Here is a 22,668-nt window from a genome sequence, read left to right as displayed (position 1 = left end):
GCGGCGTGACACACTTATCCAAAGGATGAGTATTAAGGGATATTGAGCTCACCGTCTAGCGACTCGATCCGTCTGTAGTTTTCTACCGCCTCGCAAAGATCTTTATTTGATAAATAAACGGGGCTATCTTTAATATATGGGTGCCCTCTATACGCACAACGATGGACAACATAATTTTTCCACGCGGCTTGATCTGCTTTGAAAAGCTTAACGGCATCGTCCTCACCCTCTATAGTTATGAGTGTTGAGAGAAAGTCTATTGCTTCTTTATTTTTTTTCTCTAGTTTTTCCGTCGAATCAGCAAGCATTCGGTCAGTACAAATATAAATTTCATGATAGTTTTCCCCTCTCATTATATCTTTACATAACGTTTTCTCCATTAATTCCAGTTTACTCCAATAAATCTCACCAAATGCAGGGGATATACCGTTTACAGCAAATAACATCAACAGACAGAAGTAGATATTTTTCATTTCCTCATCCTTAAATAACCCGCTCGGTTTCTTCCAACCTCATATTTTAGCAACTCAGTCTCACTCTCTATTAACTTTATTAACAGATCGATATCATTCTTTGCCGCCACAGGGATAGTTTTCTTCCCCTCCATCCCTTGATAGGCCAGATCCACCAGAATATCTCTGATAGCGGGGTGAAGCTCATTCCAATTCGCCCTATCAGGTATATTAGCAGAACGATCTGCGTAGCGATTTTTCGCTATTGTTATATACCCACCATAAATAATATTAAACAAATCCACCTGCTGTTGATGTGTAATCACGCCAATTTTTTCTTTGTACTCTTTCACGAAAGTGGCGGCGGCACCGCCCTTTAACCCAGCCCCCATCGCGATTAAACTCGCTTTTTCACTCCCAATACCTACTCTGAGCATATCCGAATAGACTTCTCCCTTGGTTCTCTTCCCCATATCATAACCTCGCCCCAGCGTCACACCAGACTTATCATTTCCTGGCCAGTGAATAACTCGGCTAAAATCACGACTATTGGGTATATCATTCCCTTCGCCATCAAAGGTTATTTGTCCTTGAGGTACTCTTAGCATTGAGTAAATTCCTTTTTATTAATACGCAGCATCAATGTGCGAAATTAATTAGCATCTCTTTAGGGCAATGATGAATTAGCTAATAAAAGCAGCCATAGATAATATAATTATCAATGGCTGTATTTTTATTTCCACATAAAACTAAATACCACTATCATTCCAGATACTATAACCTGATGTTCCCGCAACTTTGTGTTCCCATGATATGGAGTTATACTTTAATAAAACTTTCTCATATGGCATTACGTCATTGTCATTAATCGAATGCGGATAACTACAAGAAATGTCAACAATGCGGGCATCTGTTAATTTAATGACATAAAACAACTCTAATTGCCCAGCGGCATTTATCCTATACAAAAAGAAATTTGCACTTAGCTTTTCATTGGAAGAGGTAGAAACACCAAGCAACGGTGACGATTTATCGATAAGTTTAATTATTTCAACGGGATGACAAGATAGATTATCAGCATGACTCATTGCGTGATTTAAACTTAACACCTGAATCTGATCTTCATGACCAATTTGACTTCTATTACCAATTGACTGTAATGTTGAACAGCCAGAAGAAATTAACCCTTGCTTATCACCCGTCAACTCTAAATAGATAATACTCGACATTTTTAGCAGCCTCTAAGAATAAATATTATCAATGCACTGATGGTGTATCAAGCTTGAGTGAAAGTTTTCGCCCATCTGACGTCTTCATTTCCACAAGATTACTTTGAGTCACCTGCATCAGAGAAAGGCATAGCTTCATCATCAATGCGAGTATTTCTTCAGGAGGTAACGAACTATTAATAAGGCTATTCTTTAATTGTTCATTTAACTGAATGGCAAGTTTTTCTTTATTTTTCACACTCGGTCTCCATGTGTTATTCCACTTTTCACAAAACTAACCTAGAAAATAATTATTAGCAATATTTAAAGAAATTAGAAAAATAAACAATTAATTTTAAAATAATAATAACAGACTAAAATTAGATTGATTCAACAACACCATGAGACACCTGCTGAAGGAACGTTAAACCCGCTTGAGAAAAACCCGTGAATTGCGTTGCCATAAAGAAATGCCATCCCTGTTACTAATCAGATGACATAAAGATAACGCCGCCGACGGTGAAACACCATCGGCGGCGTGAAGGGAACACTCAACGTTTAACCGCTAACTTAACCCGCTAAAAAGAAGCGGAACGCCGGATTATTGGTTTCGTCGTGGCATTCATAGCCCAGCGCCTGTAGATGCTGCTCGAATTCCCGATCGCCCGCTTGCAGTTCGAACGCGGCCAGCACGCGGCCAAAATCCGTACCGTGGCTGCGGTAATGGAACAGCGAAATATTCCAGTGCGTCCCCAGCGTATGCAGGAATTTCAGTAACGCACCCGGCGATTCTGGAAACTCAAAGCTATAAAGCCGTTCCTGTAGCGGTTTGGAGGGGCGTCCACCGACCATGTAGCGAACGTGCAGCTTCGCCATTTCATCGTCGGACAAATCCACCACTTCATAACCGTCTGCAGAAAGCTCGGCGATAATCTCCTGCCGTTCCGCATAGCCACGCGTCAGGCGTACGCCGACAAAAATGCAGGCATCTTTGGCATCCGCATAGCGATAGTTAAATTCGGTAACGGAACGACCGCCCAGCAGTTGGCAAAACTTCAGGAAGCTGCCCTGTTGCTCGGGGATCGTCACGGCCAGCAAGGCTTCACGCTGTTCACCCAGCTCGCAGCGTTCGGAAACGTAGCGTAACCCGTGGAAGTTAACGTTCGCACCGGACAGAATATGCGCCAGACGCTCACCCTGAATCTGGTGCTGCTGGATGTATTTTTTCATCCCCGCTAACGCCAGCGCGCCGGACGGTTCAGCAATCGCACGAACATCTTCGAACAGATCTTTCACTGCGGCACAGATGGCATCACTGTCGACGGTGATCACGTCATCCAGATATTCCCGACACAGGCGGAACGTTTCATCGCCGATGCGCTTCACCGCGACGCCTTCGGCAAACAGCCCGACACGCGGCAGATCGACCGGTTGCCCGGCATCCAGCGCCGCGCGCAGACAGGCGGAATCTTCCGCTTCCACGCCGATCACCTTAATCTGCGGCATCAGTTGTTTGATCAGCACGGCAACACCTGCCGCCAGACCGCCGCCACCGACGGGCACAAACACGCGATCCAGATGGGCATCCTGCTGTAGCAATTCCAGCGCCAGCGTGCCTTGACCCGCAATCACTGCCGGGTGATCGAACGGCGGTAGAAACGTCATTTTCTGCTGCTGCGACAGTTCAATGGCCTTTGCCTTGGCTTCATCAAAGTTCGCGCCGTATAGCAGCACTTCGCCGCCAAAACCACGTACCGCATCCACTTTGATATCGGCCGTCGCCACTGGCATCACAATCAGCGATTTAATGCCCAGCTTGGTGGAGGAGAGCGCCACGCCCTGCGCATGGTTACCCGCCGATGCCGTCACCACGCCGTGTGACTTTTGCTCGTCACTCAGCCCCGCCATCATCGCGTACGCGCCGCGCAGCTTGAAGCTGTGCACCGCGTGCCGATCTTCACGTTTTACCAGAATGACATTACCCAGCCGCGAAGAGATCTTCTCCATCTTCTCCAGCGGTGTGACCTGCGTGACTTCATACACGGGCGAGCGCAAGATCGCCCGCAGGTACTCCGCGCCTCCCGGCGCGGCAGGAAGAGGTTGTGACACAGCCATCAGCATTAGCCTCCCAGCTTGCTTTTATCCCGCACCGCGCCTTTATCCGCGCTGGTTGCCAGGCTGGCGTACGCGCGCAGCGCAAAAGAAACCTGACGTTCACGATTGTGCGGTGTCCAGGCCTGATCGCCTCTCGCTTCTTCCGCTGCACGGCGGCTTGCTAACGCATTGTCATCCAGAACCAGCGCAATGCTGCGGTTCGGAATATCAATCGCGATAATGTCACCGTCCTGTACCAGCGCAATGGTGCCGCCGCTGGCTGCTTCAGGAGACGCATGGCCGATAGACAGGCCAGAAGTACCGCCGGAGAAGCGTCCGTCAGTGATCAGTGCACAGCTTTTACCCAGCCCCATCGATTTCAGGTAGGTGGTTGGATACAGCATTTCCTGCATACCCGGCCCGCCTTTCGGCCCTTCGTAACGGATCACAACCACGTCGCCCGCCACGACCTTGCCGCCCAGAATGGCGTCTACCGCATCATCCTGACTTTCATAAACTTTTGCCGGACCGCGGAAGACCAGACTGCCTTCATCCACGCCTGCGGTTTTCACGATACAGCCATTCTCTGCCAGATTGCCGTACAGCACGGCCAGACCGCCATCCTGACTGTAGGCAAATTCGCGGGAACGAATACAGCCTTCCTGACGATCGGTATCCAGTGAATCCCAGCGGCAATCCTGCGAAAACGCCTGCGTGGTGCGGATACCCGCCGGACCGGCGGAATACATGCTTTTCACACTGTCATCCTGCGTCAGCATGACGTCGTAGGCTTCCAGTGTTTCCGGCAGCGTTTTGCCCAGCACGTTGTTCACTTCACGGTTCAGCAGACCAGCTCTGTCTAGCTCGCCCAGAATACCGATCACGCCACCCGCGCGGTGTACGTCTTCCATGTGATATTTCTGCGTACTCGGTGCCACCTTACACAGGTGCGGAACCTGACGTGACAGTCTGTCGATGTCAGTCATAGTGAAGTCCACTTCACCTTCCTGCGCCGCAGCTAGCAGATGCAGAACGGTATTGGTGGATCCCCCCATCGCGATATCCAGAATCATGGCGTTTTCAAATGCGGCTTTATTGGCGATGTTGCGCGGCAGCACGCTCTCATCATCCTGCTCGTAGTAACGCTTCGCCAGACCGACAATGCGTTTGCCTGCGTTCAGGAACAGCTGCTTACGGTCGGCGTGCGTCGCCAACAGCGAGCCGTTGCCCGGCTGAGACAAACCCAGCGCTTCGGTCAGGCAGTTCATGGAGTTAGCGGTAAACATACCGGAACAGGAACCACAGGTCGGGCAGGCAGAACGCTCCACCTGTTCGCTCTGTTCATCGGAGACTTTCGGGTCCGCGCCCTGAATCATGGCATCCACCAGATCCAGCTTGATGATCTGATCGGATAATTTGGTTTTTCCCGCTTCCATCGGGCCACCAGACACGAAAATCACCGGGATATTCAGGCGCAGCGACGCCATCAGCATCCCCGGGGTGATTTTGTCGCAGTTGGAGATACACACCATCGCATCCGCGCAGTGGGCATTCACCATGTATTCCACCGAGTCGGCAATCAGTTCACGGGAAGGCAGAGAATAGAGCATACCGCCGTGGCCCATCGCGATGCCGTCGTCCACTGCGATCGTGTTGAATTCTTTCGCGACACCACCAGAAGCTTCGATTTGCTCGGCAACCAGTTTACCCAGATCGCGCAAGTGCACATGGCCGGGCACGAATTGGGTGAAGGAGTTGACCACGGCGATAATGGGTTTACCAAAATCATTGTCGGTCATCCCGGTGGCGCGCCACAAGGCTCGGGCGCCGGCCATATTACGGCCGTGCGTGGTGGTGGCTGAACGGTACTTAGGCATGCTCTATTACTCCAAAAATTACGAATTGGGCGATGATGGAACGTATCACCGCCTGACTATCTGTCTTAATTGATTACTGATTTATCGGATCCAACCAGCCCCATTTATCTTCGGTTTCACCCGTGAAGAGGCCAAAGAACGCCTCCTGCAAGGCTTTGGTGACCGGACCGCGTTTGCCAATGCCGACCTGAATACCGTCTACGCTACGCACTGGGGTAATTTCCGCCGCCGTGCCGGACATGAACACTTCATCCGCCAGATACAGTGACTCGCGGGACAGCACCTGCTCACGCACTTCATATCCCGCGTCCTTCGCCAGCTTGATGATGGCATCACGCGTAATGCCCGGCAGCGCCGAAGAGGTAAACGGCGGCGTGAAGATAATACCGTCCTTCACTTCAAACAGGTTCTCGCCTGCACCTTCAGAAACATAGCCGTGGACATCCAGTGCAATCCCTTCCTGATAGCCGTGGCGACGTGCTTCGCTGCCCACCAGCAGGGAGGACAGATAATTGCCACCCGCTTTAGCGGCGGTTGGAATGGTATTCGCCGCAACGCGATTCCAGGACGACACCATCGCATCAATGCCCGCTTCCAGCGCTTCTTCACCCAGATACGCGCCCCACGGAAAGGCCGCGATAATCACATCAGTTTGGTAGCCGTCTGGCGGGTTAACGCCCATCCCCACATCGCCAATAAACACCAGCGGGCGGATATACGCACTGGTCAGATTATTTTTACGCAGCGTTTCACGACAGGCTTCCATCAGTTCATCCACACTCTGCGCGACTGGCATACGGTAAATTTTTGCCGAATCACGCAGGCGCTGCATGTGCTCGCGGTGACGAAAAACCACCGGACCTTTGTGTGAATTGTAGCAACGAACGCCCTCAAACACAGAGGTACCATAATGCAAGGCGTGCGACATCACGTGTACTTTTGCTTCAGCCCATGGAACCATTTCGCCATTGAACCAAATGTAATCCGCTTTTTTTGTCATTCTTTTTTTTCCTTACTCTTTATGCGTTAGGCGCTGATCTGCTGTGATGTCGTCATCGGTTGAATGTCAACGCAGGCAATATCCAACAGCTTACTTAGTTGTGTTGACAATAAATCCACCGAGCGATGGCTGGCAACGGTCAGTTCAATATTAATGTGATCGGCATTGGTGGTTTGCACCATATTCATCGCGCAAACTTTGAAACCGCGATGACGGGTAACACGCAATACACGCTCCAGAACCTCGGGACGAAAGCGTGCCTGAATCGAAAGTTGATGATGTGTCATTCTGTTGTCTCCAGCACTTATTCTGTGTAAGTCGGCCATTATTGGGTGTTGTCGAGCCTATTCGGTTTTATCGAGCATCGTTTCATTACCCGCACCCGGCGGAACCAGTGGCCAGACGTTTTCATATTCATCGATCGATACGTGCAGTAAGTAGGGTCCTTCGCTGTTAAACATGGCATCCAGCGCGACATCAATTTGATCTTTACGGGTGATGCGCTGGCCGGGAATATCAAACGCGCTCGCCAGCGTCAGGAAATCAGGGTTATCGGAGAGGTCGGTTTCACTATAGCGTTCATCAAAGAATAACTGCTGCCACTGACGTACCATGCCTAACCGTTGGTTATCCAACAGCACGATCTTCAACGGCAGCCGTTTTCGTTTGATGGTGCCCAGTTCCTGAACGTTCATCATGAAAGAACCGTCGCCAGAAATGCAGATAACCATGTCGTCTGGGCGCGCAACCTGTGCCCCCACCGCCGCTGGCACGCCGAAGCCCATTGTGCCAAGGCCGCTGGAAGTAATGAAATTCTCAGGACGGCTGAACGTCATATGTTGTGCAGCCCACATCTGGTGCTGGCCGACGTCGGTCGTCACCACGGTATCCGCATCCATTCGTTCAGAGATCGTTCTCAGCAGCGCAGGCGCATAAATCGCCTGACCGGGATGATCATAACGCCACGGGTATTCCGCCTTCATCATGGTCGCCTGCTGACGCCACGCGCTGATGTTCAGCGGCTGTTGCAGCGCCGGTAATATCGTTTTCAGATCGCCTTGCAACGCCACATTGGCATGGCGCAATTTGCTCAATTCTGCTGGGTCGATATCCATGTGAATAACGCTGGCATGAGGCGCGAAGGCATTCAGCTTGCCGGTCACGCGGTCATCAAAACGCGCCCCGACGGCGATTAACAGATCGCACTCCTGCACAATCAGGTTCGCCGCCTTCGTGCCGTGCATACCAATCATACCGAGGTAATAGGGATGATTGGCATCCACGACACCCAAGCCTTTCAGCGTCGAAACGGAGGGGATATCCGTTACACTCAGGAATTCGCGCAGTGCCGGAACCGCATTCGCCATGCCGACTCCGCCACCAACGTACAGTACCGGTTTTTGTGCTTTCGCCAACAGGGCACATGCCTGCGTGATATCTTGCTCGGGGAAATCAACATCGTTAGCAACAGGCGCAAAGTTCGGGGTGAAATCGCCCATGGCCAGCTGAATATCTTTAGGAATATCGACCAGAACAGGGCCGGGGCGGCCGCTATTGGCAATCGCAAACGCTTCTGCCATCACTTCCGGCAGTGATTCGAGAGACTCAACCAGAAAGCTGTGTTTTGTACAGGCCAGCGACAGCCCCAACACGTCGATTTCCTGAAAAGCATCGGTACCAATCAGCGCCGACCCGACCTGTCCGGTGATCGCCACCACAGGCACAGAATCCAGCAGCGCATCGGCTAAACCGGTGATCAGGTTGGTAGCACCAGGGCCAGACGTCGCAATGCAAACGCCCACGTTACCTGTAGCGCGGGCATAACCAATCGCCGCCATTGCCGCGCCTTGCTCATGGCGACACAGCAGGTGTTTAACGCCGCCGTCATAAAGTGCATCATAGACGGGCATTATCGCGCCACCCGGATATCCAAAAACGGTGTCCACTCCCTGTGCTCGCAACGCTTGTACCACCCACTGAGCCCCATTCATAGTTATTTCCCCGACATCTTATGGGAATAACAGAATTTTATGCTGATGTTCATTTTCTGTTCCTTTCCGTTATAGATTACGCCCAACAAAAAACCCCCGACCTTTCGGTGCGGGGGTTTTCTTGAATTAGGCCTTGATTTCTAAGCCATTCTTCGTCCAAGTGCAGCCCCGCACGGTGGGATAATAATCACCACCACGCTAATCACGACTAGGCTAATCACTAGGGATAGGGCTTTCATAATAGGTTGTTCATTAATCTTCTGTCGAACGAATGCCTACAGAGTTATCACAGTAAGATATGGCATGACAACAACTTTTTTTCATGACGCCCCGTAAGAATTACCTATGATACGGAAAAAAATACAACGTAATCATAAGGTAGAATCGCATCAAATTATTTTCATCCATTGACGTAAAAATGAACGTTGCACGGCGAACATGGCAAGTGAATAAGAACGTTGCCGATCGCCAGATAACATTAAGCGAGCGATTAGCGCTAAATCATTGCGACGTATCACGCACAAATTTTCGTCATTGCTGAAACAGAGCATTATTTCATGATACCGCCGCGCAGACCGATAACGACGACCTCTACTTCTTCTCCCTTGCCAGACATGATGCACGCCATCAGCAAAGGGGAAATAGTATGTCATTGGCAGTTACCTATACTCGAGCAATGATTGGCGTACAAGCGCCGGACGTTTATATCGAAGTTCACATCAGCAGTGGGCTACCGGCCCTAACGCTAGTTGGCTTACCAGAAACTACCGTTAAGGAAGCGCGCGATCGCGTGCGCAGCGCACTCATCAATTGCGGATTTACCTTTCCAGCCAAGCGCATCACGGTCAACCTTGCTCCCGCAGACCTGCCAAAAGAAGGGGGACGCTACGACCTGCCGATTGCTCTGGCGATTCTGGCGGCATCAGAACAAATCGATGGGGAAAAGCTAAGCCGCTACGAGTTTCTTGGCGAACTCGGCCTGTCTGGCACGCTACGTGGCGTCAATGGCGCAATTCCCGCCGCACTGGAAGCCATAAAGTCAGGCCGCCAGCTAATCCTGCCAGATGACAACAAACGGGAGATGACGCTGATACCGCAGGGTGAAGCGTTAATGGCTGGGCATTTGTTGGAAGTGTGTGCTTTTCTCAGCGGGGAAGAGGAGCTACTCAGTTGCTCCGATATCGCACTGGCTCCGCAGTCAGAAGAAGATGCACTCGACCTGAAGGATATCATCGGTCAGGAGCAGGCTAAACGCGCGTTGGAAATCGCGGCGGCTGGCGGTCACAATCTGCTATTGCTGGGGCCGCCGGGAACAGGGAAAACCATGCTGGCGAGCCGATTAGGCAATCTGATGCCACCATTAAGCGATGAAGAAGCGCTGGAAAGCGCCGCTATCAACAGCCTCATCAACATTGATGCCACCATGACGCGCTGGCGTGCCAGACCGTTCAGAGCGCCTCACCATAGTTCTTCTATGGCCGCACTCGTGGGGGGAGGATCGTTGCCAAAACCCGGAGAAATCTCGCTTGCTCACAACGGCGTGCTGTTTCTGGATGAATTACCGGAGTTTGAGCGACGCGTTCTGGATTCTCTACGAGAGCCTCTGGAGTCCGGTGAAATTATCATTTCCCGGACGCGCGCCAAAGTGTGCTACCCGGCACGCGTGCAGCTCGTCGCTGCAATGAATCCCAGCCCATCAGGCCACTATCAAGGCATCCATAACCGCTTACCCGCACAACAAATACTGCGCTATCTCAGCAAACTTTCCGGTCCCTTTTTGGATCGCTTTGACCTTTCGATCGAAGTTCCTTTGCTACCACCAGGGGTTTTATCTCAGCAACGTCATCAGGGAGAGAGCAGCGCAACAATTCGCGAGCGCGTGCTGATCGCACGGCAGATACAGCTGAAGCGGGCAAATAAAATCAACGCGCTGCTCACCTCACGAGAAATAGAACAACACTGTGCGTTAGAAGCGCCTGATGCGGCTTATCTGGAAGAAGTGATGAACAAACTCGGCTTATCCGTACGCGCCTGGCACAGGATATTGAAAGTCGCACGCACAATCGCTGACCTCGGCGATCGAAAGAGCATAGAGAGAAAACATCTTGCCGAAGCACTGAGCTATCGCAGTATGGATCGATTGCTCATCCAGCTCCACAGAAGTCTTGAATAGCAAAGCGTTAGATGTATTCACCGCAAAAGAAAATGGGGCTAACGCCCCATTCTTAATTAATCATCGCTTTCCGTGTATTCTTCCACCGCATCCATCTGCGGCTTACCGCCAGATAAGGTATGGAAGCGTTTAGGGCGACGGACACGTTCCAGATACTTGGACCAGATTTTTTCCAGTTCTGTTTCCGCTTTACGTTCGCCGCGACACATGGCAACAAACGATGTTTCTTCCTCAGTCACTGGTTCACGTTTGCCCAAATCCAGCTCGTTAAACGCGTAACCGTGGCGCTCCAACAGTTGTGCTTCTTTAATCGTAAAGTCGCCATGTCGGGAAAAACCACGCGGGTAGAACTTGTTATCAAAAAAACGATGAGTGGTAGAGAAGCTTTCTGCCATCTTACACGCTCCTAATTCTTCTATGGTCGTGTTGTTTATGGCGCGGAGTATTAGATAGGCTTGACATTGTGTAAAACAAAACATTTAAATCATTACGACAAAATTTTTTTGGAGATGGGCGTGGATACCGAATTACTAAAAACCTTTCTGGAAGTCAGCAGGACAAGACACTTTGGCCGTGCTGCCGAATCCCTGTATCTGACGCAGTCAGCGGTGAGTTTTCGGATTCGCCAGCTAGAGACACAGCTTGGTGCCAACCTGTTCACACGCCATCGGAACAATATACGCCTGACTCCCGCAGGAGAACGGCTTCTGCCCTATGCGGAAAGCCTTATCGGTACCTGGCAGATCGCCAAAAAAGAAGTCGCTCGCTCACAACAACATAGCCTACTGTCAGTGGGTGCCACTGCTTCACTATGGGAAGCCTATCTGACTCCCTGGCTACAATCGCTGTACCAACAGCGCCCGCTGCTCCAATTAGAAGCACGCATTGCCTTACGTCATTCACTGGTAAAACAACTCCATGAGCGTCAACTGGATCTGTTGATTACGACCGAGCAACCCAAAATGGAGGAGCTGGCGAGTCAGTTACTAGGAAATTTTTCCCTTTCGCTGTTCGCGGCAGAAGCGCATCCACCTGGACAGGAATTGCCCTATATAAAATTGGAGTGGGGTGCGGACTTTCATCAGCAGGAACATCGCCTCTTAGCCAGCGATCAGCTTCCCGTTTTGACAACAACATCAGCTCATTTGACCCGCCAGTTGCTTGAAACAACCGGCGGTTGCGCGTTTTTACCCAGTCATTGGTTACAAACCTATTCCAATCTGCGGATAGTCGGCGATAGCCAGCCTGTCGTGCGCCCGTTTTATGCCGTTTGGTTACAAAATAGCGATCAACAGACAATGATCCGTCAGTTGTTGAAAACGCCTATTTTAATAAACGCATGATCCATCCAGCTCATAGGTGATTTAAGCACGTCTGGCTAACCAGAAGGTGCTTAACGCTTTCTGTAACCCAATGAAAGCAAACAGCAGGAAGCCGATGACGATTTTTGTCCACCATGAGCTTAAGGTGCCATCAAACGTGATATACGTCTGAATCAGCCCCTGAATCAATACACCAAATAGCGTTCCCAATACGGTGCCAACACCGCCGGTCAGGAGCGTACCGCCGATTACAACGGCCGCGATGGCGTCCAATTCCACACCGCTTGCCGCCAGAGCATAGCCCGCCGAGGTATAGAGCGAAAAAACAATGCCTGACAGTACTGCTAATGTACTGGAAAGCATGTATATCTGAATCGTCGTCCGCCTGACGGGCACGCCCATCAGCTCCGCAGAATAGCTATTACCGCCAATCGCATAAACACGGTTACCGAAACGGGTACGATGCGCCATCACAATCCCCAGCAGCACAACAACCAGCATAATCAGCGCCAGAAAGGTAAAACGTCCCCCATCAGGCATGCGCCATGCTAAACCTGCCAGTTGGCTATAGACCGGATGATCGATGGGTATCGACTCCTGAGAGACGATGAAGCTCATGCCACGAACAAAGAACATCCCCGCTAGGGTGATAATGAATGCAGGCAACTTGAGCGTATCAATAATCCACCCCATCACCCCGCCAAACATAGCTCCCATCACCAGTGCGATTGTGAATGCAAAGAAAGGATCGATGCCATATGTACCAATCAGTTTGGCCAATAACACGCCGGTAAAGGCAATAACTGACCCCACGGAGAGGTCGATCCCGCCAGAGAGGATGACAAACGTCATCCCTACTGCAACGATCCCCAAAAAAGCATTATCCGTCAGTAAATCAAAGAAAACTCGCGTCGAAGCAAAGCCAGGAAACTGGCTAAGACAGAATAAATAACCTGCAATAAATACCAGAATCGTCATCAACAGGGGAAAGTGGCGTTTCAGCATTATGTTTTCCTCCTGAACAGGTGATGCAGTGAAATACGCGGAGATTGCATAACCAAAACCAGCAGAACGACGAGAGCCTTTAGAACCAGATTAAATTCCGGCCGATAGCCCGAAAGCAGGATGCCGGTATTCATACTCTGAATAATTAATGCCCCGACGACAGAGAGCAGTAGGTTAAAACGGCCACCGAGTAGCGAACCACCACCGATTACGACGGCCAGAATCGCGTCTAATTCCAACCAGAGACCCGCGTTATTCGCATCGGCACCACGGATATCCGCCGTTACGATAACGCCCGCTACGGCGGCACACACGCCGCATATGACATAAGCCGCGATTAATACCAGCTTCGTACTCACACCAGCGTTGCGAGCCGATCGCAGATTAATGCCAACTGATTCGATAAACAGCCCAAGCGCCGTTTTACGCGTCAGAATCCACAGCGCCAGCAATACCACGCAGGCAATAATCACCGGCATAGGCAGATAGAACAGAGTTCCGCTGCCTAACTTGGCTAACCCAGCGTTATCAAACGTAATAATCTGCCCTTCGGTAATCAACTGAGCGATACCCCGTCCGGCCACCATTAGCATTAGCGTCGCAACAATCGGCTGAATCTGTAATACCGCAACCAGAAACCCGTTCCACAGTCCACACAGTGCGCCAACCAATAACGCAGTCAGCAGCACAGAAGGGAGTGGGTGACCAGCAGCAGTCAGCGTTGCCGCCGTCGCTCCTGCGATCGCCATAACTGCGCCAACCGATAAGTCGATACCGCCAGTGGCAATCACCAACGTCATGCCTAATGCCAGCAGCGCAACGGGTGCTCCACGGTTAAGAATGTCGATAAGGCTACCGAACAAGCGTCCATCCTGAATGTGGAGGGAGAAGAAGTTTGGCGCGACCATGCTATCAATCAACAAGATAGCGACCAGCGCCAAAAGCTGTGGCATGCCCTTGGTGAACGTTAGACGCACTTTTTTGGCAGGTTTGACGTTATTGTCTGTCATCGGCTGCTCCCGTTTGTACTGCGATAGCCTGCATCACTGCGGCAACCGAGATCTCGCTATGTTCGAGATGTGCAACGTGTTGCCTGTCACGTAGCACGATGATGCGATCGGCATAGCCTGTCAGTTCTTCCAGCTCAGAAGAAATCACAAGTAGCGCCATTCCCTGTTCACACAGTTTCTCTATAAGACGAATAATTTCAGCATGTGCACCAACATCAATCCCTCTCGTTGGCTCATCCAGAATCAAAAAGCGCGGCTCTGTTGCCAGCCAGCGCGATAGCAGGACTTTTTGCTGATTCCCACCCGATAGATACTGAATTTCCTGCTCTGGATTGGGCGTACGAATCCCTAACAGGCTAATAAACTTTTCAGCGATACGGGTTTGCTCACGCAGGGAAATGGGTTTCAGCCAGCCTCGCTGCGCCTGAAGCGCCAGAATGATGTTCTCTCGTACCGTTGCCGCACCAACAATGCCGTCAGTTTTGCGATCCTCAGGGCAATAACCAAAGCCCAGTTTCCCTGCTGCACGCGGCGTACGAATGCTGACTTGTTTGCCATCAACCCTGGCTTCTCCGGCATCAGGCACGTTAATACCAAATATCAGCTGCGCGGTTTCTGTCCGACCGGAACCCAGTAGACCAGCAAGGCCAACAATTTCTCCAGGACGCACGGAAAGCTCGAAGTCATTAATCGAACCACGCCGACCATAGTGTTTAAATTGCACGATGGGTTCGCCCGCCACGTCACTGTGTTCACCCCGCTTCAATAACGTTTCATCAAAACTGTGTCCCAGCATCATTTGGACTAATTCAATACGCGGTAATTCTTCAACCGGTAATGTCCCCACGAGTCGACCATTACGCAAAACGGTAATTCTGTCGCTAATGCGATAAACCTGATCCAGAAAGTGCGTGACAAATATCATGCCAATTCCGCGATCCCGCAATTTCCGCAATATATCCAGCAGCATATCAACTTCTTTTGCATCAAGGCTTGCGGTGGGCTCATCAAGAATTAAGACTTTAGCGGAAAGATCAATAGCTCTGGCAATAGCGACAATTTGCTGGACTGCAATGGAGTAATTACCAAGCGGATGGCTAACATCAATCACCAGCCCATAATTCAATAAAAGTGCTTCAGCCTGACGCAGAATTTTATGTTGATCAACGATGCCCCAGCGGGTGGGTTCACGACCAATAAATAGATTTGCCGCAACGGACAGATTCGGTAATAGATTGACCTCCTGATATACCGTACCAATTCCCAATGACTGAGCGTGGGCAGTATTAACAGGATTAATCGCCAGACCATCGAGGATAATATCACCAGACGAACGGTGATAAACGCCAGTCAACGCCTTAATTAAGGTTGATTTCCCTGCACCATTCTCCCCTAATAGCGCCACTATTTCGCCGCGATTAAGCGTGAAATCCACCTGATCTAATGCTTTTACCCCCGGAAACTCAACGCTCATGCCCCGAATATCTAACAACCGTGTCGTTTCCATCAGCATCACCTATGCGACAACTAAACTAGGCTATATCACACCTGAGCAATATGATGGATAAGTAGGCTGGCAATATTCACTGTTCCGTAGTTTAACGGTGCAGAAAACATAGCAAACCCACTTTTCCATATTCATATTTCTGCCAGGTATTTGGCAAATTTATATCAACGATGCATCCACAATATAAATATCAATAACCGAGATCTTTCTTAGTTTCATATTCCTGTTTTGCCGTATCAGGCAGTAATAAACGTGATTCGGTTTGAATGAATTTTTCAGGCTGTTTGCCATCCTTCTTCATCGCTAATAAAGCATCAAAAGCAGGCCCAGCCATATTAGGCGTTAATTCAACGGTAGCATTAGCTTCGCCATTCATCATAGCTTTGAAAATGTCAGGGACACCGTCAATGGAGACAACTTTTATCTGTGAACCTGGTTTCAAACCCGCTTCTTTAATTGCCTGAATAGCGCCTATAGCCATGTCATCATTATGTGCATAAACCGCACAGATGTTTTTTCCGTTCTGCTCAGCTTTAATAAAGCTTTCCATGACTTCTTTACCCTTACTGCGGGTAAAGTCTCCCGATTGTGAACGAATAATTTTTATCTGCGGATCTGAAGCTATCCCCTCAGCAAACCCTTTCTTGCGATTTATCGCGACACTCGCCCCAACAGTTCCCTGTAGTTCAACAACATTACAAGGCTTGCCTGCGGCCTCCTTCACAAGCCATTCCCCTGCCACTTTTCCCTCATAGACGCTGTCAGAGGCGATAGCAGCGGTGTACAGCGATGGATCGCTTACCTCAATCGTTCGATCGAGCAGGAACACTGGTATTTTTGCTTCCTTAGCTTCCTGTAACACTGGCGCCCATCCTGTGGCGACAACCGGCGCAATAAAGATGGCATCAACCCCCTGGGCGATAAAGGACCGCACGGCCTTAATCTGGTTCTCCTGCTTCTGTTGAGCATCAGCTATTTTTAACGTTATTCCACGCTTCTCGGCTTCCTGCTTTGACACTTTAGTTTCTGCAGAGCGCCATCCTGATTCTGAACCAATCTGGGAAAACCCAACAGTTAAGGGTTTTGCCTGTACGGCACCACATAACGCCGTGCTTACAGCAACAGCTACCAGTAAACGTCTGTACATACTTAAACTCCTTCTGTGTAGTCTTACAGCTACTTAGTCAGATTTCAGGTACAGCATAGCGCTACCTATTTATGCTATAGCGCTACCGATGTGATGTTGGCAGATAATGCAACCTGAAGGATCGCTCTAAAAAACGATTTACCCTTCACTCAGGTTGTAGATAGTTTTAGTTCAAATATCGAACAAGGTAGATGAGCAAGTTCACAACCTGGTATTACGGTGATTTTGTGCATATTTACAGCTAAATCAGCACGATCTGACAGGAGTTCGTAAAATAGTTTTATCGATTAAATAACAATACGTTAGATTGATTTGGCATCTAGAAAGGGGAAATAGCGAAGGGACCAAGAAGAAGGATGAAAGACAGGATTAGGCATAAAGTTCAGATCAAAAAAAACCCCTCACATTGCTGTGAAGGGTTTTTATTTGGCAGGGGCGGAGAGACTCGAACTCCCAACACCCGGTTTTGGAGACCGGTGCTCTACCAATTGAACTACGCCCCTAAATAGGGTGGCGGAACGGACGGGGCTCGAACCCGCGACCCCCTGCGTGACAGGCAGGTATTCTAACCAACTGAACTACCGCTCCACCGAATTTCTCTACAACCACCAGATTGCTCCGGCTTACTGCTTAATTTGATGCCTGGCAGTTCCCTACTCTCACATGGGGAAGCCCCACACTACCATCGGCGCTACGGCGTTTCACTTCTGAGTTCGGCATGGGGTCAGGTGGGACCACCGCGCTATCGCCGCCAGGCAAATTCTGTTTCATTCCGACCGTTACTTAACATGACCTTATTTCTTTGTCATCTCCGTAACCACCAGAACCAATCTTCGAACAAGCTGAATATCGTTCTCTATGAGTCATCTCACAAAACACCTTCGGTGTTGTAAGGTTAAGCCTCTCGGGTCATTAGTACTGGTTAGCTCAACGTATCGCTACGCTTACACACCCAGCCTATCTACGTCGTCGTCTTCAACGGCCCTTCAGGGACATCTAGTGTCCAGGGAAGACTCATCTCGAGGCAAGTTTCCCGCTTAGATGCTTTCAGCGGTTATCTCTTCCGCACTTAGCTACCGGGCAATGCAATTGGCATCACAACCCGTACACCAGTGGTGCGTTCACTCCGGTCCTCTCGTACTAGGAGCAACCCCTCTCAATCTTCCAACGCCCACGGCAGATAGGGACCGAACTGTCTCACGACGTTCTAAACCCAGCTCGCGTACCACTTTAAATGGCGAACAGCCATACCCTTGGGACCTACTTCAGCCCCAGGATGTGATGAGCCGACATCGAGGTGCCAAACACCGCCGTCGATATGAACTCTTGGGCGGTATCAGCCTGTTATCCCCGGAGTACCTTTTATCCGTTGAGCGATGGCCCTTCCATTCAGAACCACCGGATCACTAAGACCTGCTTTCGCACCTGCTCGAGCTGTCACTCTCGCAGTCAAGCTAGCTTATGCCTTTGCACTAACCTCCTGATGTCCGACCAGGATTAGCTAACCTTCGTGCTCCTCCGTTACGCTTTGGGAGGAGACCGCCCCAGTCAAACTACCCACCAGACACTGTCCGCAACCCGGATTACGGGTCTACGTTAGAACATCAAACATTAAAGGGTGGTATTTCAAGGTTGGCTCCATGCAGACTGGCGTCCACACTTCAAAGCCTCCCACCTATCCTACACATCAAGGCTCAAGGTTCAGTGTCAAGCTATAGTAAAGGTTCACGGGGTCTTTCCGTCTTGCCGCGGGTACACTGCATCTTCACAGCGAGTTCAATTTCACTGAGTCTCGGGTGGAGACAGCCTGGCCATCATTACGCCATTCGTGCAGGTCGGAACTTACCCGACAAGGAATTTCGCTACCTTAGGACCGTTATAGTTACGGCCGCCGTTTACCGGGGCTTCGATCAAGAGCTTCGCCTTGCGGCTGACCCCATCAATTAACCTTCCGGCACCGGGCAGGCGTCACACCGTATACGTCCACTTTCGTGTTTGCACAGTGCTGTGTTTTTATTAAACAGTTGCAGCCAGCTGGTATCTTCGACTGATTTCAGCTCCATGAGCAAGTCACTTCACTTACCATCAGCGTGCCTTCTCCCGAAGTTACGGCACCATTTTGCCTAGTTCCTTCACCCGAGTTCTCTCAAGCGCCTGAGTATTCTCTACCTGACCACCTGTGTCGGTTTGGGGTACGATTCGGTGTTACCTGGAGCTTAGAGGCTTTTCCTGGAAGCGTAGCATCAGTTACTTCATCACCGTAGTGACTCGTCATCACGCCTCAGTGTTAACGATGACCCGGATTTACCAAAGTCACCCACCTTCACGCTTAAACCGGGACAACCGTCGCCCGGATAACCTAGCTTTCTCCGTCCCCCCTTCGCAGTAACACCCAGTACAGGAATATTAACCTGTTTCCCATCGACTACGCTTTTCAGCCTCGCCTTAGGGGTCGACTCACCCTGCCCCGATTAACGTTGGACAGGAACCCTTGGTCTTCCGGCGTGCGGGTTTTTCACCCGCATTATCGTTACTTATGTCAGCATTCGCACTTCTGATACCTCCAGCAACCCTCACAGGCCACCTTCGCAGGCTTACAGAACGCTCCCCTACCCAACAACACTAAGTGTCGCTGCCGCAGCTTCGGTGCATGGTTTAGCCCCGTTACATCTTCCGCGCAGGCCGACTCGACCAGTGAGCTATTACGCTTTCTTTAAATGATGGCTGCTTCTAAGCCAACATCCTGGCTGTCTATGCCTTCCCACATCGTTTCCCACTTAACCATGACTTTGGGACCTTAGCTGGCGGTCTGGGTTGTTTCCCTCTTCACGACGAACGTTAGCACCCGCCGTGTGTCTCCCGTGATAACATTCTTCGGTATTCGTAGTTTGCATCGGGTTGGTAAGTCGGGATGACCCCCTAGCCGAAACAGTGCTCTACCCCCGAAGATGAATTCACGAGGCGCTACCTAAATAGCTTTCGGGGAGAACCAGCTATCTCCCGGTTTGATTGGCCTTTCACCCCCAGCCACAAGTCATCCGCTAATTTTTCAACATTAGTCGGTTCGGTCCTCCAGTTAGTGTTACCCAACCTTCAACCTGCCCATGGCTAGATCACCGGGTTTCGGGTCTATACCCTGCAACTTAACGCCCAGTTAAGACTCGGTTTCCCTGCGGCTCCCCTATTCGGTTAACCTTGCTACAGAATATAAGTCGCTGACCCATTATACAAAAGGTACGCAGTCACACCCCGAAGGATGCTCCCACTGCTTGTACGTACACGGTTTCAGGTTCTATTTCACTCCCCTCGCCGGGGTTCTTTTCGCCTTTCCCTCACGGTACTGGTTCACTATCGGTCAGTCAGGAGTATTTAGCCTTGGAGGATGGTCCCCCCATATTCAGACAGGATGTCACGTGTCCCGCCCTACTCATCGAACTCACAGCCTGTGCATTTTTGTGTACGGGACTATCACCCTTTACTGTGCGACTTTCCAGACGCTTCCACTAACACACAAACTGATTCAGGTTCTGGGCTCTTCCCCGTTCGCTCGCCGCTACTGGGGGAATCTCGGTTGATTTCTTTTCCTCGGGGTACTGAGATGTTTCAGTTCCCCCGGTTCGCCTCATTACGCTATGGATTCACATAATGATAGTGTGTCGAAACACACTGGGTTTCCCCATTCGGGTATCGTCGGGTATAACGCTTCATATCAGCTTACCGACGCTTATCGCAGATTAGCACGCCCTTCATCGCCTCTGACTGCCTAGGCATCCACCGTGTACGCTTAGTCGCTTAACCTCACAACCCGAAGGTGTCTTTGATAAATCAAAGTCACTGTCGCGCTGCGATTATTTGAGAGACTCATTGACAGACTGCATCGCCATCGACACCCGAAGGTATCAACGCACGTTCAGCTGTCATGTTTCAATTTTCAGCTTGTTCCAGATTGTTAAAGAGCAAAATACTTCGCAGCATACTGTTTCCAATACGCTCTGAAGTCTTTTTAATGGTGGAGCTATGCGGGATCGAACCGCAGACCTCCTGCGTGCAAAGCAGGCGCTCTCCCAGCTGAGCTATAGCCCCATCGTTGCTTACAGATACCTTAGATACCACTCACGGAAGAGTTGGTAGGCCTGAGTGGACTTGAACCACCGACCTCACCCTTATCAGGGGTGCGCTCTAACCACCTGAGCTACAAGCCTATTAAGGTATTTCTGCTCGTTATTTTCATCAGACAATCTGTGTGAGCACTTCACTTAACGCACATCTTCTTGGTAAGGAGGTGATCCAACCGCAGGTTCCCCTACGGTTACCTTGTTACGACTTCACCCCAGTCATGAATCACAAAGTGGTAAGCGCCCTCCCGAAGGTTAAGCTACCTACTTCTTTTGCAACCCACTCCCATGGTGTGACGGGCGGTGTGTACAAGGCCCGGGAACGTATTCACCGTAGCATTCTGATCTACGATTACTAGCGATTCCGACTTCATGGAGTCGAGTTGCAGACTCCAATCCGGACTACGACGTACTTTATGAGGTCCGCTTGCTCTCGCGAGGTCGCTTCTCTTTGTATACGCCATTGTAGCACGTGTGTAGCCCTACTCGTAAGGGCCATGATGACTTGACGTCATCCCCACCTTCCTCCAGTTTATCACTGGCAGTCTCCTTTGAGTTCCCGGCCGAACCGCTGGCAACAAAGGATAAGGGTTGCGCTCGTTGCGGGACTTAACCCAACATTTCACAACACGAGCTGACGACAGCCATGCAGCACCTGTCTCACAGTTCCCGAAGGCACTAAGGTATCTCTACCGAATTCTGTGGATGTCAAGAGTAGGTAAGGTTCTTCGCGTTGCATCGAATTAAACCACATGCTCCACCGCTTGTGCGGGCCCCCGTCAATTCATTTGAGTTTTAACCTTGCGGCCGTACTCCCCAGGCGGTCGATTTAACGCGTTAGCTCCGGAAGCCACGCCTCAAGGGCACAACCTCCAAATCGACATCGTTTACAGCGTGGACTACCAGGGTATCTAATCCTGTTTGCTCCCCACGCTTTCGCACCTGAGCGTCAGTCTTTGTCCAGGGGGCCGCCTTCGCCACCGGTATTCCTCCAGATCTCTACGCATTTCACCGCTACACCTGGAATTCTACCCCCCTCTACAAGACTCTAGCTTGCCAGTTTCAAATGCAGTTCCCAAGTTAAGCTCGGGGATTTCACATCTGACTTAACAAACCGCCTGCGTGCGCTTTACGCCCAGTCATTCCGATTAACGCTTGCACCCTCCGTATTACCGCGGCTGCTGGCACGGAGTTAGCCGGTGCTTCTTCTGCGGGTAACGTCAATCGGTGAGAGTATTAATCTCACCGCCTTCCTCCCCGCTGAAAGTGCTTTACAACCCGAAGGCCTTCTTCACACACGCGGCATGGCTGCATCAGGCTTGCGCCCATTGTGCAATATTCCCCACTGCTGCCTCCCGTAGGAGTCTGGACCGTGTCTCAGTTCCAGTGTGGCTGGTCATCCTCTCAGACCAGCTAGGGATCGTCGCCTAGGTGAGCCATTACCTCACCTACTAGCTAATCCCATCTGGGCACATCTGATGGCAAGAGGCCCGAAGGTCCCCCTCTTTGGTCCGAAGACGTTATGCGGTATTAGCTACCGTTTCCAGTAGTTATCCCCCTCCATCAGGCAGTTTCCCAGACATTACTCACCCGTCCGCCGCTCGTCACCCGAAGAGCAAGCTCTTCTGTGCTACCGCTCGACTTGCATGTGTTAGGCCTGCCGCCAGCGTTCAATCTGAGCCATGATCAAACTCTTCAATTTAAGATTTGTTTGATTTGCTGAACTCGTCAGCGATGCTCAAAGAATTAAAACTGTTTATTCGTAAT

Annotated in this window: 17 protein-coding genes, 4 tRNA genes and 3 rRNA genes; 2 read left to right on the top strand and 22 right to left on the bottom strand. The window is 50.5% G+C overall.

Annotated features, from left to right (window positions below):
* Positions 1-32 precede the first annotated feature (32 nt).
* The 10 genes from I2D83_RS01135 to ilvL all read right to left on the bottom strand — a co-directional run bounded on the left by I2D83_RS01135 (position 33) and on the right by ilvL (position 8,861).
* The gene (locus I2D83_RS01135; RefSeq protein ID WP_015842119.1) at positions 33-473 is read right to left on the bottom strand and encodes a lysozyme inhibitor LprI family protein; all 441 of its coding nucleotides are present in this window, start codon (positions 471-473) and stop codon (positions 33-35) included.
* Positions 470-1,060, bottom strand: a complete 591-nt coding sequence (locus I2D83_RS01130) for a lysozyme family protein (RefSeq protein ID WP_015842120.1) — start codon at positions 1,058-1,060, stop codon at positions 470-472. Before I2D83_RS01130 ends, I2D83_RS01135 begins: the two co-directional genes overlap by 4 nt.
* 141 nt (positions 1,061-1,201) lie before the next feature.
* Positions 1,202-1,681, bottom strand: coding sequence for an Hcp family type VI secretion system effector (locus I2D83_RS01125; protein WP_181847981.1), 480 nt, complete (start codon positions 1,679-1,681; stop codon positions 1,202-1,204).
* A 28-nt stretch (positions 1,682-1,709) separates the two neighbouring features.
* On the bottom strand, positions 1,710-1,919 hold the full coding sequence (locus tag I2D83_RS01120) for a hypothetical protein (protein WP_039286275.1): 210 nt from the start codon (positions 1,917-1,919) through the stop codon (positions 1,710-1,712).
* 311 nt (positions 1,920-2,230) lie between these two features.
* Complete coding sequence (ilvA, locus tag I2D83_RS01115; protein ID WP_015842122.1) at positions 2,231-3,775, bottom strand: threonine ammonia-lyase, biosynthetic; 1,545 nt, start codon at positions 3,773-3,775, stop codon at positions 2,231-2,233.
* Positions 3,776-3,780: 5 nt separating this feature from the next.
* The gene (gene ilvD / locus I2D83_RS01110) at positions 3,781-5,631 is read right to left on the bottom strand and encodes a dihydroxy-acid dehydratase (protein WP_015842123.1); all 1,851 of its coding nucleotides are present in this window, start codon (positions 5,629-5,631) and stop codon (positions 3,781-3,783) included.
* 73 nt (positions 5,632-5,704) lie between these two features.
* A complete protein-coding gene (locus I2D83_RS01105; RefSeq protein ID WP_015842124.1) occupies positions 5,705-6,631 on the bottom strand; it encodes a branched-chain amino acid transaminase in 927 nt (308 codons plus the stop codon).
* Positions 6,632-6,657: 26 nt separating this feature from the next.
* The gene (gene ilvM / locus I2D83_RS01100) at positions 6,658-6,918 is read right to left on the bottom strand and encodes an acetolactate synthase 2 small subunit (RefSeq protein ID WP_010294673.1); all 261 of its coding nucleotides are present in this window, start codon (positions 6,916-6,918) and stop codon (positions 6,658-6,660) included.
* 57 nt (positions 6,919-6,975) lie between these two features.
* Complete coding sequence (gene ilvG / locus I2D83_RS01095) at positions 6,976-8,622, bottom strand: acetolactate synthase 2 catalytic subunit (protein WP_205947392.1); 1,647 nt, start codon at positions 8,620-8,622, stop codon at positions 6,976-6,978.
* A gap of 140 nt (positions 8,623-8,762) precedes the next feature.
* Positions 8,763-8,861 carry an ilv operon leader peptide gene (ilvL, locus tag I2D83_RS01090; RefSeq protein WP_071531109.1) on the bottom strand — a complete coding sequence of 33 codons (99 nt, stop codon included), beginning with the start codon at positions 8,859-8,861 and terminating at the stop codon, positions 8,763-8,765.
* 407 nt (positions 8,862-9,268) lie between these two features.
* Here ilvL and I2D83_RS01085 point away from each other — a divergent pair, with 407 nt between their 5' ends.
* Positions 9,269-10,795: a YifB family Mg chelatase-like AAA ATPase gene (locus I2D83_RS01085; RefSeq protein ID WP_180779396.1), complete on the top strand. Its 1,527-nt coding sequence runs from the start codon at positions 9,269-9,271 to the stop codon at positions 10,793-10,795.
* A gap of 56 nt (positions 10,796-10,851) precedes the next feature.
* On the opposite strand, the gene I2D83_RS01080 is transcribed toward I2D83_RS01085, so the two are convergent.
* A complete protein-coding gene (locus I2D83_RS01080; RefSeq protein ID WP_014701822.1) occupies positions 10,852-11,190 on the bottom strand; it encodes a MaoP family protein in 339 nt (112 codons plus the stop codon).
* Between the two features lie 120 nt (positions 11,191-11,310).
* On the opposite strand from I2D83_RS01080, the gene hdfR reads away from it, so the two are divergent.
* Positions 11,311-12,138, top strand: coding sequence for an HTH-type transcriptional regulator HdfR (gene hdfR, locus I2D83_RS01075; RefSeq protein ID WP_015842127.1), 828 nt, complete (start codon positions 11,311-11,313; stop codon positions 12,136-12,138).
* A 21-nt stretch (positions 12,139-12,159) separates the two neighbouring features.
* Here hdfR and yjfF read toward each other — a convergent pair whose 3' ends face one another.
* From yjfF to I2D83_RS01020, 11 genes are all read right to left on the bottom strand, one after another.
* Positions 12,160-13,122 carry a galactofuranose ABC transporter, permease protein YjfF gene (yjfF, locus tag I2D83_RS01070; protein WP_015842128.1) on the bottom strand — a complete coding sequence of 321 codons (963 nt, stop codon included), beginning with the start codon at positions 13,120-13,122 and terminating at the stop codon, positions 12,160-12,162.
* Positions 13,122-14,132 (bottom strand): galactofuranose ABC transporter, ATP-binding protein YtfT, encoded by a 1,011-nt coding sequence (ytfT, locus tag I2D83_RS01065; RefSeq protein WP_205947391.1) that lies wholly within the window; start codon positions 14,130-14,132, stop codon positions 13,122-13,124. The genes yjfF and ytfT overlap by 1 nt, the downstream gene beginning before the upstream one ends.
* Entirely contained in the window at positions 14,119-15,639 is a 1,521-nt protein-coding gene (gene ytfR, locus I2D83_RS01060) for a galactofuranose ABC transporter, ATP-binding protein YtfR (protein WP_205947390.1), read from the bottom strand. The genes ytfT and ytfR overlap by 14 nt, the downstream gene beginning before the upstream one ends.
* Before the next feature lie 190 nt (positions 15,640-15,829).
* Positions 15,830-16,786 (bottom strand): galactofuranose ABC transporter, galactofuranose-binding protein YtfQ, encoded by a 957-nt coding sequence (gene ytfQ / locus I2D83_RS01055; RefSeq protein WP_130637827.1) that lies wholly within the window; start codon positions 16,784-16,786, stop codon positions 15,830-15,832.
* 427 nt (positions 16,787-17,213) lie between these two features.
* A tRNA-Trp gene (locus I2D83_RS01050) sits at positions 17,214-17,289 on the bottom strand.
* An 8-nt stretch (positions 17,290-17,297) separates the two neighbouring features.
* A tRNA-Asp gene (locus I2D83_RS01045) sits at positions 17,298-17,374 on the bottom strand.
* A gap of 52 nt (positions 17,375-17,426) precedes the next feature.
* Positions 17,427-17,542, bottom strand: a 5S ribosomal RNA gene (gene rrf / locus I2D83_RS01040).
* A gap of 135 nt (positions 17,543-17,677) precedes the next feature.
* Positions 17,678-20,584 (bottom strand): 23S ribosomal RNA (locus tag I2D83_RS01035).
* A gap of 209 nt (positions 20,585-20,793) precedes the next feature.
* Positions 20,794-20,869, bottom strand: a tRNA-Ala gene (locus I2D83_RS01030).
* Between the two features lie 42 nt (positions 20,870-20,911).
* Positions 20,912-20,988: transfer RNA gene (locus tag I2D83_RS01025), tRNA-Ile, on the bottom strand.
* Positions 20,989-21,061: 73 nt separating this feature from the next.
* Positions 21,062-22,603: ribosomal RNA gene (locus I2D83_RS01020) — 16S ribosomal RNA — on the bottom strand.
* Together the 16S, 23S and 5S rRNA genes with 4 tRNA genes alongside form the textbook arrangement of a ribosomal RNA operon.
* Positions 22,604-22,668: the final 65 nt, after the last annotated feature.

Source organism: Pectobacterium aroidearum (assembly GCF_015689195.1).
Taxonomy (GTDB): Bacteria; Pseudomonadota; Gammaproteobacteria; order Enterobacterales; family Enterobacteriaceae; genus Pectobacterium; species Pectobacterium aroidearum.
This window is presented reverse-complemented; position numbering and strand designations above follow the sequence as displayed.

What these genes read in the sequence shown, in the direction of transcription:
- I2D83_RS01135 (WP_015842119.1), bottom strand. Translation starts at nt 473, where the DNA reads ATGAAAAATATCTACTTCTGTCTGTTGATGTTATTTGCTGTAAACGGT.
- I2D83_RS01130 (WP_015842120.1), bottom strand. Translation starts at nt 1,060, where the DNA reads ATGCTAAGAGTACCTCAAGGACAAATAACCTTTGATGGCGAAGGGAAT.
- I2D83_RS01125 (WP_181847981.1), bottom strand. Translation starts at nt 1,681, where the DNA reads ATGTCGAGTATTATCTATTTAGAGTTGACGGGTGATAAGCAAGGGTTA.
- ilvA (WP_015842122.1), bottom strand. Translation starts at nt 3,775, where the DNA reads ATGGCTGTGTCACAACCTCTTCCTGCCGCGCCGGGAGGCGCGGAGTAC.
- ilvD (WP_015842123.1), bottom strand. Translation starts at nt 5,631, where the DNA reads ATGCCTAAGTACCGTTCAGCCACCACCACGCACGGCCGTAATATGGCC.
- I2D83_RS01105 (WP_015842124.1), bottom strand. Translation starts at nt 6,631, where the DNA reads ATGACAAAAAAAGCGGATTACATTTGGTTCAATGGCGAAATGGTTCCA.
- ilvM (WP_010294673.1), bottom strand. Translation starts at nt 6,918, where the DNA reads ATGACACATCATCAACTTTCGATTCAGGCACGCTTTCGTCCCGAGGTT.
- ilvG (WP_205947392.1), bottom strand. Translation starts at nt 8,622, where the DNA reads ATGAATGGGGCTCAGTGGGTGGTACAAGCGTTGCGAGCACAGGGAGTG.
- ilvL (WP_071531109.1), bottom strand. Translation starts at nt 8,861, where the DNA reads ATGAAAGCCCTATCCCTAGTGATTAGCCTAGTCGTGATTAGCGTGGTG.
- I2D83_RS01085 (WP_180779396.1), top strand. Translation starts at nt 9,269, where the DNA reads ATGTCATTGGCAGTTACCTATACTCGAGCAATGATTGGCGTACAAGCG.
- I2D83_RS01080 (WP_014701822.1), bottom strand. Translation starts at nt 11,190, where the DNA reads ATGGCAGAAAGCTTCTCTACCACTCATCGTTTTTTTGATAACAAGTTC.
- yjfF (WP_015842128.1), bottom strand. Translation starts at nt 13,122, where the DNA reads ATGCTGAAACGCCACTTTCCCCTGTTGATGACGATTCTGGTATTTATT.
- ytfT (WP_205947391.1), bottom strand. Translation starts at nt 14,132, where the DNA reads ATGACAGACAATAACGTCAAACCTGCCAAAAAAGTGCGTCTAACGTTC.
- ytfR (WP_205947390.1), bottom strand. Translation starts at nt 15,639, where the DNA reads ATGGAAACGACACGGTTGTTAGATATTCGGGGCATGAGCGTTGAGTTT.
- ytfQ (WP_130637827.1), bottom strand. Translation starts at nt 16,786, where the DNA reads ATGTACAGACGTTTACTGGTAGCTGTTGCTGTAAGCACGGCGTTATGT.